The sequence below is a fragment of the Streptococcus macacae NCTC 11558 genome (assembly GCF_000187995.2).
In the GTDB taxonomy this organism is placed as follows: domain Bacteria; phylum Bacillota; class Bacilli; order Lactobacillales; family Streptococcaceae; genus Streptococcus; species Streptococcus macacae.
In genome coordinates this window covers 552,377-565,364 of sequence record NZ_AEUW02000001.1, presented here as the reverse complement: position 1 = coordinate 565,364, position 12,988 = coordinate 552,377, and the positions used below count along the sequence as shown (strand labels likewise).

The window sequence follows — 12,988 nt, the reverse complement described above, 5'->3', positions numbered from 1 at the left end:
TTAATTGCTATGTTATATAATAAACTTTGCATAACTATTTATATTTTAATAAAAAAGAGGTAAAATTCTATGGCAAATTTTGACAATTTTAACAATATGGATGATATTTTTAACCAATTAATGGGAAATATGGGAGGATATAATTCAGAAAACAGACGCTATCTTATTAACGGGCGTGAAGTTACTCCGGAAGAATTCGCTTACTATCGTCAAACTGGGCAACTGCCAGCAAGCGAAGAAGCTCAGAAAAATCAACCAGCTTCTTCTCTTAAAGCAGATGGTATTCTAGCCAAACTCGGACGCAACTTAACTGAAGAAGCTCGCCAAAATAATCTTGATCCTGTTATTGGCCGAAATAAAGAAATTCAAGAAACTGCTGAAATTTTAGCACGGCGAACAAAAAATAACCCTGTTCTTGTAGGAGATGCAGGGGTTGGTAAAACTGCTGTCGTTGAAGGCCTAGCACAGGCTATCGTTAATGGCGATGTCCCTGCTGCTATTAAAAATAAAGAGATTATTTCTATTGATATTTCTGGCCTTGAAGCAGGTACACAATACCGTGGCTCTTTTGAAGAAAATATTCAAAATTTAGTCAATGAAGTCAAATCAGCAGGAAACATCATTCTCTTCTTTGATGAAATCCATCAGATCTTAGGAGCTGGAGGTATGGGCGGTGATAATGGTTCTAAAGGCCTTGCAGATATCTTAAAACCAGCACTTTCTAGAGGAGAATTAACTGTTATTGGTGCAACTACGCAAGATGAATACCGCAATACCATTTTGAAGAATGCTGCACTGGCCCGCCGTTTCAATGAAGTTAAGGTCAATGCTCCTTCTGCAGAAGATACTTACCAAATTTTGGAAGGTATTGCAGCCCTATATGAACAGCACCATAATGTTGTTTTACCTAAAGAAGTTCTAAAAGCTGCGGTAGATTTATCTGTCCAATACATTCCTCAACGCAGTCTGCCAGATAAAGCTATTGATTTAGTGGATATGACTGCTGCTCACTTAGCTGCTCAGCATCCAGCAACAGATGTCAAATCACTTGAGGCTGATATCCAAAAGGCTAAAGACAGACAGCAAGCTGCTGCTGAAAAAGAAGATTATGAAGCAGCTCTGGAAGAAAAAACCAAAATTGATAAACTTCAAGCTCAAATTGATAACCACACTGAGGGTCAAAAAGTTACAGCAAGCATCAATGATGTCGCTGAGGCCGTTGAACGTTTAACTGGAATACCTGTTTCTAAAATGGGGACAAGCGATATTGAACGTTTGAAAGAAATGAACTCTCGCCTTAAAGGCAAAGTTATTGGACAAGACGAAGCTGTTGAAGCTGTATCACGGGCTATTCGCCGCAATCGTGCAGGCTTTGACGAAGGCAATCGTCCAATCGGAAGTTTCTTATTTGTTGGTCCAACTGGAGTTGGTAAAACTGAACTTGCTAAACAGTTAGCTCTTGATATGTTTGGCTCTAAAGATGCTATCATTCGGCTGGATATGTCTGAATATAGCGATCGTACAGCTGTTTCTAAGCTCATTGGTACAACAGCTGGATATGTAGGGTATGATGACAATAGTAATACTTTAACGGAACGTGTGCGCCGCAATCCTTATTCTATTATTCTCCTTGATGAAATCGAAAAGGCTGATCCACAAGTTATTACACTGCTTTTACAGGTGCTTGATGACGGCCGATTGACTGATGGCCAAGGCAACACGATAAACTTTAAAAACACTGTTATTATCGCTACTTCAAATGCTGGTTTTGGCAACGAAAGTCTGACTGGAAATGAAGATAAAGATATGAAAATTATGGATCGTATCGCTCCTTTCTTCCGACCAGAGTTTCTCAACCGCTTTAACGCTGTTATCGAATTCTCACATTTAACAAAAGAAGATTTGAATGAAATCGTTAATCTCATGCTTTCTGAAGTTAATCAGACACTTGCTAAAAAGGGAATTGATCTTACTGTTAGTGACAGTGCTAAAGCTCACCTTATTGAAGAAGGTTATGATGAAGCTATGGGAGTACGCCCGCTTCGCCGTGTTATCGAACAAGAAATTCGCGATAAAGTTACTGACTTTTATCTTGATCATACAGATGTAAAACACCTTAAAGCCGATATGAAAGACAAGGAACTTATTATCACAGAAAACGAAGCAGAATAAATCATTAAGAGAGTGGGAACAGTAATCTTTTTTGCAGTTCCACTTCCGCACAGTAATTAGGAATTGATCACTTACGGGATTTGATAAGCTCAACTGTTTCCTAAACAGTTGAGCTTATTGTTGCACTACAAGGGATATTTTTAACGATCCAGTGGACTGTTAAAAGTTCGAGCCTAAACAGTCAGTCTTACTTCATTACTGCTATACAAAAGGAGCTTGGGATAAAATAATCCCAAGCTCCTTTTGCTTTTATTCTAAACAAGAAATCACATCTCTTATCTCTCCTATTACTGTCCTTTAACAATCCTTTTAAAAACAGGGTAAAGCAAAGGTACTGCTATAACTGTTACAGCTGATGTCCCAAAAGTACCTAATATTTTAACTGCTGCAGCCCAAAGAGCTGGAAATAAAGTTAAACTGCCTACTAAGCTATTAATCAGTGTATATTTAAAAAGATTAAGGATAATCTTTGTCACTGCAGCGATAAAACCGACCAAAATAATATTCAGAGGTCTGTCATTTGATTTCATACCTTTTTCATAAACCAGATGTAAAACAAAGCAGACAATAAGTGATTCTATAACAGTTATCCAGGCTTCAGCTGCATAATTGTTCAAAATATCAAAAAGACCCAAACCAATCGCCGCAGCTAAAGATCCAAATTTCGCTCCAAAAATAAGTACTGCTACAACAACCAAAGCATTGCCTAAATGAATAAACTGCGGCCCCACTTGAATACGCAAAAATTGGACACTGACAAATATAAGAGCTGCAAACAAACTAATATTGACATACTGACGTAGTTGATTATTTTCCATCTTTTTCCTCCTTTAAAGTCACACAGTTTTGAGCCAGTTCTAAAAGATGTGGTTCGAAATATAAACCAAATCTTAAGTCTCTATCTAACTTTATGGTACTTAATAGGACTTGATTTAAAAAAGTTAAGGCTGTTTTTCCAGCTATTTTTAAATCAATACCTTGAAAATATAATGATGCTAAAATAGCTGTTAAAATATCTCCTGTTCCCCAAAAGTGCTTATCATAATAGTTAGACATTAGATAGATTATTTTATCTACGGCCTTTTCATAAATGGCTAAACCTATCTTACCTTGTTCTAAAGAAACACCTGTTAAAATAACATATTTGGGTCCAAGATCTCCTAATTTTCTTAATAGTTCTTCAATTTGAACCCTTTTATAGCCATCAATTAAAAAAGCCATATTTGTTAAAAAAGCTGCTTCTGTTAGGTTAGGTATAATCACATCAGCTTTTTGACAGAGCTGTTTCATCCTATTGGCATATTCTTGGTCAAAACCTTTATAAAATCGGCCTTTATCCGCCATTACTGGATCAACAAACAGAGGTAACTGCTTTTTATCAGCAAAATCCAGTAACAAGTCTATCTGTTTTATATTTTTGAGATATCCTGTTACTAAACCATCAAAAGAAATCGGTAATTTTTCCCAATGATGAAGAAAAGCCTGCATGTCTGCTGTCAAATCAGCTATATGAACATGAGAGAACCCTCCGGTATGTGAAGATAATAAAACTGTTGGCAAAACTGCAGTTTCTACTTGGCAAGCAGCCATTACTGGCAAAGCACTTCCTAAAGCTACCTTACCTAAACCAGGTAAATCATTAGCAATAAGCAATCGTGAGGACATAACTGCTCCTTAAAATGGTTTTTTCTTTAATCAATATATTTTATTGTATGTTATTTTCAAATAGTGTACAATAGATTAAAATTTAAACTGTATGGGGACAAAAAATGAGTAAATATCAAGAAATAGTTAATACTATTATCCAGCAAATTGACACAGGCCGCTTAAAAAGAGGAGATAAACTGCCTTCTGTTCGTCAATTAAGTCAAACTTTTCACTGCAGCAAAGATACTGCTCAAAAAGCTTTGATCGAATTAAAATACCAAAAATATATCTATCCTATTCTTAAAAGCGGTTACTACGTTCTTGAGGATAACCATCAAGATGATATGATTCCTGCTATTACACCATCGGATTATCATTATTTAGCTTATGAAAATTTTCGAACTTGCGTCAATGAAACTTTAATCGGACGCGAAAACTATCTTTTCAATTACTACCATCGTCAAGAAGGGCTTGAGGAGTTAACACAGTCTTTGCAAAATCTTTTTTTAGATGAATCGGTTTATTGTAAGCAAGAAAATATTGTTATCACTTCTGGAACACAGCAGGCTCTTTATATCCTATCTCAAATGAACTTTCCCAATCAAAAAAAGACTATTCTCTTAGAACAGCCTACCTATCATCGGATGAATGAACTTGTTAAATCACAAAATCTTCCTTATTTGACGATTAAACGTGATTTTGAAGGACTTGACTTTAAACGTTTGGAAAAACTATTTAAAGAAGGAGATATTAAGTTTTTCTATACTATTCCCCGTTTTTCTAATCCTTTAGGCCTATCTTATACTTTGAAAGAAAAAGAAAACTTGATTAATTTAGCTCATAAATACGATGTTTACATCATTGAAGATGACTACATGGCTGATTTTGACAAAGCCGCTAACGTCCCTCTTCACTACCTTGATACTCATGATCGGATCATTTATCTAAAGTCTTTCTCAATGTCACTTTTTCCAGCCTTACGTCTAGGGGGGTTAGTGCTGCCTAAAAAATTACGGAAAAGATTTCTAGCTGATAAAAGTTTAATTGACTATGATACCAATCTTATCATGCAAAAAGCACTATCACTTTATATTGATAACGGCATGTTTGCTAAAAATAAAAAATATTTAAGACAAATCCGCCAGCAAAAAAGTCTAGAATTCAAAAAAGAGGTTCATTTAAGCCGTATTTGCATTCCTTATCATCTTTCTCAAAATATTTTAACACTTGAGCTGCCGGCAAAATTAAGAAAATCATTTCTAAAGAAAAAATTAAAAACGGTCGATTGGTTAGAAAAAAATTATATTAAAAACTGTCCTTATCAGTACATTCAGCTGCAAAAAGAGACGGATTGGAAAGAAGTTATTAGAGTTCTCCATACCTCTTTCAGCCAATCTGTGCAATAGATGAAAATACAGTAATCCGAAAAAGAGAAGTGAGCATTTTGGCAAGAAGCGCTTATAAGGAGATTCTTGCCATTTAACCCACTCTCTTTTTTATAGCTCTTTGCAGCCCTTGATTGAGATTTTTAATATCAGCTGGTCTTGTACGACAGCATCCACCAAGGATTTTAGCCCCTAATTTATACCAAGTTAAAGTATTTTCTAATAGACTGCCGCTGCTTGCTGCTGCTTTAGTCCAATTCTGATGTTTTCCATCGTAAATTTCACCAGAATTTGGATAAGTTACTAAAGGTTTTTCTGTAATAGCAGCTATTTTTTGCAATAGACTCTTATAAATCAGCGGTGAGCTGCAATTGATACCTAATGCTAAAATCTGCGGAGAGCGATCTACCAATTGTGCCACCTTTTCAATAGCTGTTCCGTCTGAAATACTGTCTTTAGTTTGTGCTGTAAAACTAATATAGGCTTCAACTGCTGGAAATTCTTCCTGAAGCAATTCAGACAATGCTTGGACTTCAAGATAATTGGGAATTGTTTCAAGAGCTAAAAGATCACATTCTTCATCCACTAAAACAGCCAAGCGCGGTCTATGAAAATCTTTCAAGGTCTCTTTGCTGATAGAGCCATAATTTCCGCTATACTCAGATCCATCTGCTAAATAGGCAGCATAAGGGCCGACATCTCCACTAATGAGAGGATAAGGCCGTGCTTTCTTCTCTTTTTCAGTTAAGGTGGACCAGACATTCTCACGTGCTTTTTTAGCCAGCTGAACGGTTAAGGCAATAACGTTCAAAGCTTCCTCATAGTCTAAACCGTAATCACACAAGCCTAAGACACTAGCTTGATAACTTGAGCTTGTGATAATATCTGAACCGGCTTTTAAATAGGTTTCATGAATATCCTGAATTAGTTGCGGATCTTTTAATAAATATTTTGCAGACCACAGCTTACCAGAAACATCATAACCTAAAAATTCTAATTCAGTCCCTAAGGCTCCGTGTAATATTAAATAATTTTCTTGGCTGAGCAGTTCTTTAAAACGTCCCATATTTTCTCCTTAATAAGTTTTATGACGCCAGTAATAATAAAAATAGCATATAGCAGCAAAAGGAATACCAAAAAACAAACCAACACGTTGTTCAGGATCCCAGGCAATACCTACAATAGAAACAAGTAATAGAATTATTGTCACATAAGGAAGAATCGGTGTAAAAGGCGTTTTATAAGACAATTCCTCAACTGTATGCTTTTTTAACCATTTCTTTCTAAAATTTATTTGTGCTATAGGAATAGACAGCCAAACTGCCACAACGGCAAAGCCGGCTATAGAAACAAGGGCTAAATAAACAGTATCAGCTGCATAGATGCTAGAAAATAAAGCTAGAACTGCTCCTGCCATAGATAAAAGCAAAGCCCTCATTGGAACACCATGATCGTTAATTTTAACAATAGCTTTACTGATCATTCCTTCATTAGCTAAAGACCAAAGCATTCGGCTGGAAGCATAAAGCCCTGAATTACCAGCTGATAAAATAGCTGTTAAAATAATGAAGTTCATCATATCAGCAGCATAAGGTACCCCCATCCTATCAAAAACATCAACAAAAGGAGCTTTCGATACTCCTGCCTCTTTCATTGGCAATAAAGAAGCCAGTACGACTATGGTTAAAACAAAAAAGATAACCAAGCGCCCAATAGTCGTTTTAATAGCCTGAGGGACTGCTTTTTGAGGATTATCCGTCTCGCCAGCGGCGATACCAATTAATTCCGTTCCAGAGAAAGCATAATTTACTGTTAATAAAACAGAAACAAAAGCGGGAAGGCCCTTTGGCAGAGCACCATGTGCTGTTAAATGGCGAAACAAAATGGCTTCATGCTTTCCCTCAAATGAAACAAAGCCAAACATAGCTCCTAACCCTAATACAATAAAAACAATAATAGCAATAACCTTAATACTAGAGAAAAAGGATTCTGCTTCAGCAAAAGAGCGTACGCTAAGAGCATTAATACCAAAAATAATCAAAGCAAAAGCAGCAGCAAAAATCCAAGTTGGGATTTGAGGAAACCAGCGCTGCATCAGCATGCCTGCCCCTAAAAACTCTGTTCCTAAAGCAACTGTCCAGCATATCCAATAAAGCCAAGCAATAGTAAAGCCGGCTGCGGGATTGATAAATTTGGTTGCGTAAGTATGAAAAGAACCCGTAACAGGCATGGCTACTGCTAATTCTCCTAAAGAAAGCATGACTAAATAAACAACAATTGCTCCAATAAAATAAGAGATGACGGCACCTAATGGTCCTGCCTGAGCGATAGTATAACCAGAGCTTAAAAATAAACCAGTTCCGATAACACCACCCAAAGATAGCATAAAAAGATGACGGCTGGTCATCTTGCGTTTAAACTGACCTTCATTATCAAAATTATGATTTTCCATAAGTCCTCCTAAAACTGTTAGGACTATCATAACATAAAACAAAGCTAGCTATGATTAGTTATTTTTTATGACTAGTTATGCTTAGTCTATATCCTAAATAGCCATTTGCTCTGCTTTGAAACATTGTTCAACCACTCAAAAGCCCAAATAAGGTTTTCTAAAAGAATTTTACTTATTGCCTTTCGAAGTTTTCAAAGTGCGTCACAAGAGTTTTTTAAAACACTATTTTTAGAAAAAAAGTCCTCAGAAAATATTTTCTGAGGACTTAATCCTTACTAAAGAGCTGATTAGAAACTTAAAAGGTTAGAACTTTTTCCTCTCTAACCTTTTTATAGATATTCTAAAATAGCATCCCATGATTCATCTAAACCTGTTTGATTTATTGACGAAAAAATAATAAACTTGTCGGTCTTATCATCAAAATGCAATTTCTTCTTAGCCAAAGCTTCATATTTATGCCATCTGCCACGCGACACTTTATCTGCTTTGGTAGCCACTAAAATGACAGGAAGGTCATAGTATTTTAAGAAGTCATACATTTGGACATCATCAGCACTTGGATCATGACGAAAATCAATAAGGCTCACCACAGCTCGTAAATTTTCACGGCTGGTCAGATAATCCTCAATCATCTTTCCCCATTTGGCACGTTCTTTTTTAGAAACTCTGGCATAGCCATAACCGGGAACATCTACAAAGCGCAGCTTATCATCAATATTATAAAAATTTAGTAATTGTGTCTTACCAGGCTTACTGGATGTCCGTGCCAAGTTTTTGCGCCCTAATAGCGTATTAATAAAACTTGATTTACCAACATTTGAGCGGCCAGCTAAAGCAATCTCAGGCAGATCATCCTGCGGATAGTGACTTTTTTGAGCTGCACTGAGTAAAATAGAAGCATTGTGTGTATTTAAGATACTGGTCTCCATAAAAGGCCTCCTTAAGACGCCGTCTCAAGAATAGGTTTATCATTACCTTCGACTGCCGCTTTCGTTATCCGAACATGCGTCACTTCTTCCTGACTTGGGATTTCAAACATCAAATCAAGCATTGTTTCTTCAATTATAGATCTAAGTCCGCGTGCTCCAGTTTTTCGTTCGATGGCTTTTTGTGCGATGGCCTCAAGAGCTTCCTGGTCAAATTCCAACTCGACACCATCATAGGATAAGAGCGTTTTATATTGTTTTACCAAAGCATTTTTAGGTTCTGTTAAAATACGCACCAAATCCTCAACAGTTAACTGCTCCAGCGCTGCTAAAACAGGCAGGCGGCCAATAAATTCAGGAATTAGTCCAAACTTTTGGATGTCTTCAGAAATAATTTCTTGCATATAAGAAGATTTTTCATCAATCTTTTTACTATTCTGACCAAATCCAATAATTTTTTCTCCCAAACGCTGTTTGACAATCTCTTCAATACCATCAAAGGCACCGCCAACGATAAAGAGAATATTTTTTGTATCAATCTGAATCATCTCTTGCTGTGGGTGCTTGCGTCCGCCTTGAGGAGGGACACTGGCTACAGTACCTTCAATAATTTTTAATAGAGCTTGCTGAACGCCTTCGCCGGAGACATCACGTGTAATGGAAACATTTTCGCCTTTTTTAGCTATCTTATCAATTTCATCCACATAGATAATACCGCGTTCTGCACGTTCAATATTATAATCTGCTGCTTGAATCAATTTCAAAAGAATATTTTCGACATCTTCTCCAACATAGCCTGCTTCAGTCAGAGCTGTTGCATCAGCGATAGCAAAAGGTACGTTAAGGCTTTTAGCTAACGTTTGAGCTAAAAAAGTCTTGCCAGAACCCGTTGGGCCAATCATTAAGATATTTGATTTTTGCAAATCAACATCGTCTTCTTCTTGGCTTTCTGTAAAGCTGATACGTTTGTAGTGGTTATAAACTGCTACTGCTAAAGCGCGTTTTGCTCGATCTTGGCCGATAACATAGCTATCTAAAATATCCAGCAGCTCCTTAGGTTTAGGAACCTCTGACAGATCAGCTAGGATATCTTCTGCCAATTCTTCACGGATAATTTCTTGGGATAACTCAACACATTCATTACAGATAAACACACCGTTTCCTGCAATGATTTTTTTGACTTCATCTTGGTTTTTACCACAAAATGAACAGTGTACTGTGACATCATTAGTTCTATTTCCAGCCATTTTTCCCTCTAATTTCTAATTTTAAAATAATGTTCCATAAAAAGCATGGATAGTATTAACAATATTAGTAAAAGCATTTAACAAAAAGAATGTTCCTAAGCCATAACGGTTTTTCTTAAATGCCGGAATTGCACATAAAATACAAATAACGAACAAAAAGGCTGTAAAAACCCCAAAAATACTTCTTTGCATGACCCTAGGTAGTCTCCTCATTCCTTTTTCTTAAATACAGCGACAGTGAAATCATAAGCATTTTGTTCATCCCTTTCAAAAAAACGTTGCGAAATTTTTTGAAAATGTGACAGATCTATAGATGGAAAATAAGTATCTCCTTCAAACTGTCCTTGAACAGAAGTTCTAATAATCTCGTCATAATAATTTTCAAAGGCCTTATAAATGCTTGCCCCACCCACAATAAATAACGTTTTATCTTGTTGCCTAAACCAAGAAAGAGCTTCCTTAACACTATGAACAGCTGTAACACCTTCTGCCTTAAACTGAGGATCACGTGTTAAAACAAGCGTATCACGTCCAGGTAAAATGCGGCGATTCATGCCATCAAAAGTAACCCGTCCCATTAATAAAGCCTGATTCATGGTTGTTTCTTTAAAATGTTTTAATTCCTTTGGCAAATGCCAAGGCAGTTTTCCTTGAACACCAATTAAGTGATGGCTGTCTTCTGCCCAGATAGCAACAATTCTCTTTTTTTGACTATCATTCATACTCATTTATTCTAACAAATTTCTTAAAAAAATGCATTGAAAAAAATCAAATGTGCTTTTTAAATCTTTTTTCTCATTTTTTCTTGAAATCTTTTTCTATTTGTTCCAATCAATCCCGCTTGATTTTTTGAACGTCTTCTTCTGATGATTTACAGTTTTTGAGATATAAGGCAAGTGTGTTACATATGCCAGCCAATTCCTACTCTTTTAAATTATAAAAAGAGTCAAAGCTGACTCTCATAAAAAAACAGTAAAATTAAATAGCTAAGTCAAATTTTAATTGTGGTTTTACCGGTTTATAATCTAATAATTCAAAATCTTCAGGTTTAATACTAAAGAAATTTGTTTTGTCTGGGACATTTAAAACCAAATGAGGTTGGCAAATTACCGGCTCTCGTCGCAATAACTCTTCTGCTTGTTCAAATTGGTTGTCATAGATATGGAGATTGTTGACAAAATAGAAAAATTTTCCCAATTTCCAGCCAAAATGTTTAGCAACCATCATTTGCAAAGCCACATACTGCATCGCATTGATATGGTGAGCAACAAGCATATCATTTGAACGCTGTGTCAGTGTAGCATCCAGATAAATATCACCGTCTACGCGGCGGACATCAAACATGGTCTGAAAAGCGCATGGCAAAAGTCCTGCAGAATTTTCGAAAGCCTCATAGTCCCAGAGTGAAATAACATTGCGGCGATTCCATGGGTTTTCTGCCAACTGTTTGAGAATTTTATTCATAATATCATGCTTTTTGACAATAGCTCCATAACGTTGGCCAATTGTCCGTGTATTTTCGACTTCCCAGTCATTCCAATAATGGACATTATATTTATCTTCTAAGATATCAAGACTGTTTGATTGATCCTGATAGATCCACAGGACCTCTTTAATAGCAGATTTAATGGCGATAGGCCGAAGCGTTGTAATAGGAAATTCTCCCTTTGCTAAATCGTATTCAGCAAAAGAGCCAGTTATATATTTGGAATTAGCTGTCTGGCCGTTTCTATATTTTGGCCGAGCTTGCTCGCTCCAAGATCCTTCAGCAAGAATTTTTTGAATATTTTCTTTAAAAATATAATCAGCTTTTGTCATGATTCTCCTTCTTTTTCTGCTTTTTCAGATTATTATAACATAGGTCCCAAAAAAAAGACTTATTATTTCCTTTTGGCTGATCAAAGTTTATTAATTACCTTTACTTTAAATTATGATAAAATAGCTATGACATTGAACCAAATATGTTAAAAGAAGGAAAGATTATGACAATTGGAATTGATAAAATAGCCTTTGCAACTGGCCAATATGTTTTAAAAATGGATGACTTGGCTGATGCTCGAAAGGAAGATCCTGAAAAATTTAGTAAGGGACTGATGTTAGATGCTCTGAGTATTACTCCTCCCACAGAAGATATCATTACATTAGGCGCTTCTGCTGCAGAAAAGATTTTAAATGATGAGGATAAAGAAAAGATCGATATGGTCATTCTTGCAACAGAATCAAGCATTGATCAAAGCAAGGCCGGAGCTGTTTATCTGCACAGTCTACTAGGGATTCAGCCCTTTGCACGTTCTATTGAAATGAAAGAAGCTTGCTATAGCGCTACCGCAGCTCTTAATTATGCTAAACTGCATGTGGAAAAACATCCTGAATCCCGTGTCTTAGTTGTTGCCAGTGATATTGCAAAATATGGTATTAAAAGCTCAGGAGAGTCCACGCAGGGCTCTGGTGCTGTCGCTATGCTAATAACAAGCAATCCAAGCATTTTGATACTAACTGATGATAATCTAGCGCAAACACGCGATGTAATGGATTTTTGGCGTCCTAATTATTCAACAACACCTTTTGTCAATGGAATGTATTCAACAAAACAATATCTTGACTCTCTAAAAACGACTTGGAGAGAATATCAGAAACAAACAGGTTTTAAAATATCTGATTTTGCTGCCTTTTGCTTTCATATCCCATTTCCTAAATTAGCTTTTAAAGGACTTAAAAAGCTAATTAGCGAAACTGTTTCTGCTAGTCATAAAGAACAATTGTTGAAACATTTCCAAGACTCTATCATCTACAGCCGCCAAATCGGCAATATCTATACTGGTTCTCTCTATCTCGGACTGCTTTCTATGCTAGAAAACAGCCAGACACTGCGGGCAGGAGATACTATCGGATTTTTTAGCTATGGCAGCGGAGCTGTTTGTGAGATTTTCAGCGCGCGGCTTGCTGAAGGCTTCCAAAAGCAAATACAGACAAGCCACATAAAAGAACTGGATAATCGCATACAGCTTACTGTATTTGATTATGAAAAACTTTTCTTTGAAGAAATAGAATTAGATGCTAAAGGAAATGCCTATCTTGACTTCTACCGGACTGGGCCATTTTATTTATCAGGTATCAAAAATCATCAGCGCATTTATAAAAGAGTGAAGGATAAGTAAA

12 protein-coding genes are annotated in these 12,988 nt (G+C 36.3%); 3 read left to right on the top strand and 9 right to left on the bottom strand.

Going from position 1 to position 12,988, the window contains the following annotated elements; all coding sequences use genetic code 11:
• Positions 1 to 69: 69 nt before the first annotated feature.
• Positions 70 to 2,172: an AAA family ATPase gene (locus STRMA_RS02800; RefSeq protein WP_003081746.1), complete on the top strand. Its 2,103-nt coding sequence runs from the start codon at positions 70 to 72 to the stop codon at positions 2,170 to 2,172.
• 287 nt (positions 2,173 to 2,459) lie between these two features.
• Here STRMA_RS02800 and STRMA_RS02795 read toward each other — a convergent pair whose 3' ends face one another.
• A complete protein-coding gene (locus tag STRMA_RS02795) occupies positions 2,460 to 2,990 on the bottom strand; it encodes an ECF transporter S component (protein ID WP_003078666.1) in 531 nt (176 codons plus the stop codon).
• Positions 2,980 to 3,837, bottom strand: coding sequence for a pyridoxamine kinase (locus STRMA_RS02790; protein ID WP_003082268.1), 858 nt, complete (start codon positions 3,835 to 3,837; stop codon positions 2,980 to 2,982). The genes STRMA_RS02795 and STRMA_RS02790 overlap by 11 nt, the downstream gene beginning before the upstream one ends.
• Positions 3,838 to 3,941: 104 nt before the next feature.
• Here STRMA_RS02790 and STRMA_RS02785 point away from each other — a divergent pair, with 104 nt between their 5' ends.
• Positions 3,942 to 5,225 (top strand): aminotransferase-like domain-containing protein, encoded by a 1,284-nt coding sequence (locus STRMA_RS02785; protein WP_003078999.1) that lies wholly within the window; start codon positions 3,942 to 3,944, stop codon positions 5,223 to 5,225.
• A 73-nt stretch (positions 5,226 to 5,298) separates the two neighbouring features.
• Here STRMA_RS02785 and mmuM read toward each other — a convergent pair whose 3' ends face one another.
• The 7 genes from mmuM to STRMA_RS02750 all read right to left on the bottom strand — a co-directional run bounded on the left by mmuM (position 5,299) and on the right by STRMA_RS02750 (position 11,647).
• Positions 5,299 to 6,270, bottom strand: a complete 972-nt coding sequence (gene mmuM / locus STRMA_RS02780) for a homocysteine S-methyltransferase (RefSeq protein ID WP_003081788.1) — start codon at positions 6,268 to 6,270, stop codon at positions 5,299 to 5,301.
• A gap of 9 nt (positions 6,271 to 6,279) precedes the next feature.
• Positions 6,280 to 7,656 carry an amino acid permease gene (locus tag STRMA_RS02775; RefSeq protein WP_003078571.1) on the bottom strand — a complete coding sequence of 459 codons (1,377 nt, stop codon included), beginning with the start codon at positions 7,654 to 7,656 and terminating at the stop codon, positions 6,280 to 6,282.
• A gap of 329 nt (positions 7,657 to 7,985) precedes the next feature.
• Positions 7,986 to 8,585 carry a ribosome biogenesis GTP-binding protein YihA/YsxC gene (gene yihA, locus STRMA_RS02770; RefSeq protein WP_003081520.1) on the bottom strand — a complete coding sequence of 200 codons (600 nt, stop codon included), beginning with the start codon at positions 8,583 to 8,585 and terminating at the stop codon, positions 7,986 to 7,988.
• Between the two features lie 11 nt (positions 8,586 to 8,596).
• Positions 8,597 to 9,829, bottom strand: coding sequence for an ATP-dependent Clp protease ATP-binding subunit ClpX (gene clpX / locus STRMA_RS02765; RefSeq protein WP_003082210.1), 1,233 nt, complete (start codon positions 9,827 to 9,829; stop codon positions 8,597 to 8,599).
• A gap of 21 nt (positions 9,830 to 9,850) precedes the next feature.
• On the bottom strand, positions 9,851 to 10,021 hold the full coding sequence (locus tag STRMA_RS09780) for a hypothetical protein (protein ID WP_003080977.1): 171 nt from the start codon (positions 10,019 to 10,021) through the stop codon (positions 9,851 to 9,853).
• Positions 10,022 to 10,038: 17 nt separating this feature from the next.
• Positions 10,039 to 10,551 (bottom strand): dihydrofolate reductase, encoded by a 513-nt coding sequence (locus STRMA_RS02755; protein WP_040841742.1) that lies wholly within the window; start codon positions 10,549 to 10,551, stop codon positions 10,039 to 10,041.
• A 256-nt stretch (positions 10,552 to 10,807) separates the two neighbouring features.
• The gene (locus STRMA_RS02750) at positions 10,808 to 11,647 is read right to left on the bottom strand and encodes a thymidylate synthase (RefSeq protein ID WP_003080244.1); all 840 of its coding nucleotides are present in this window, start codon (positions 11,645 to 11,647) and stop codon (positions 10,808 to 10,810) included.
• 164 nt (positions 11,648 to 11,811) lie between these two features.
• On the opposite strand from STRMA_RS02750, the gene STRMA_RS02745 reads away from it, so the two are divergent.
• Entirely contained in the window at positions 11,812 to 12,987 is a 1,176-nt protein-coding gene (locus STRMA_RS02745; protein ID WP_040841478.1) for a hydroxymethylglutaryl-CoA synthase, read from the top strand.
• Position 12,988: the final 1 nt, after the last annotated feature.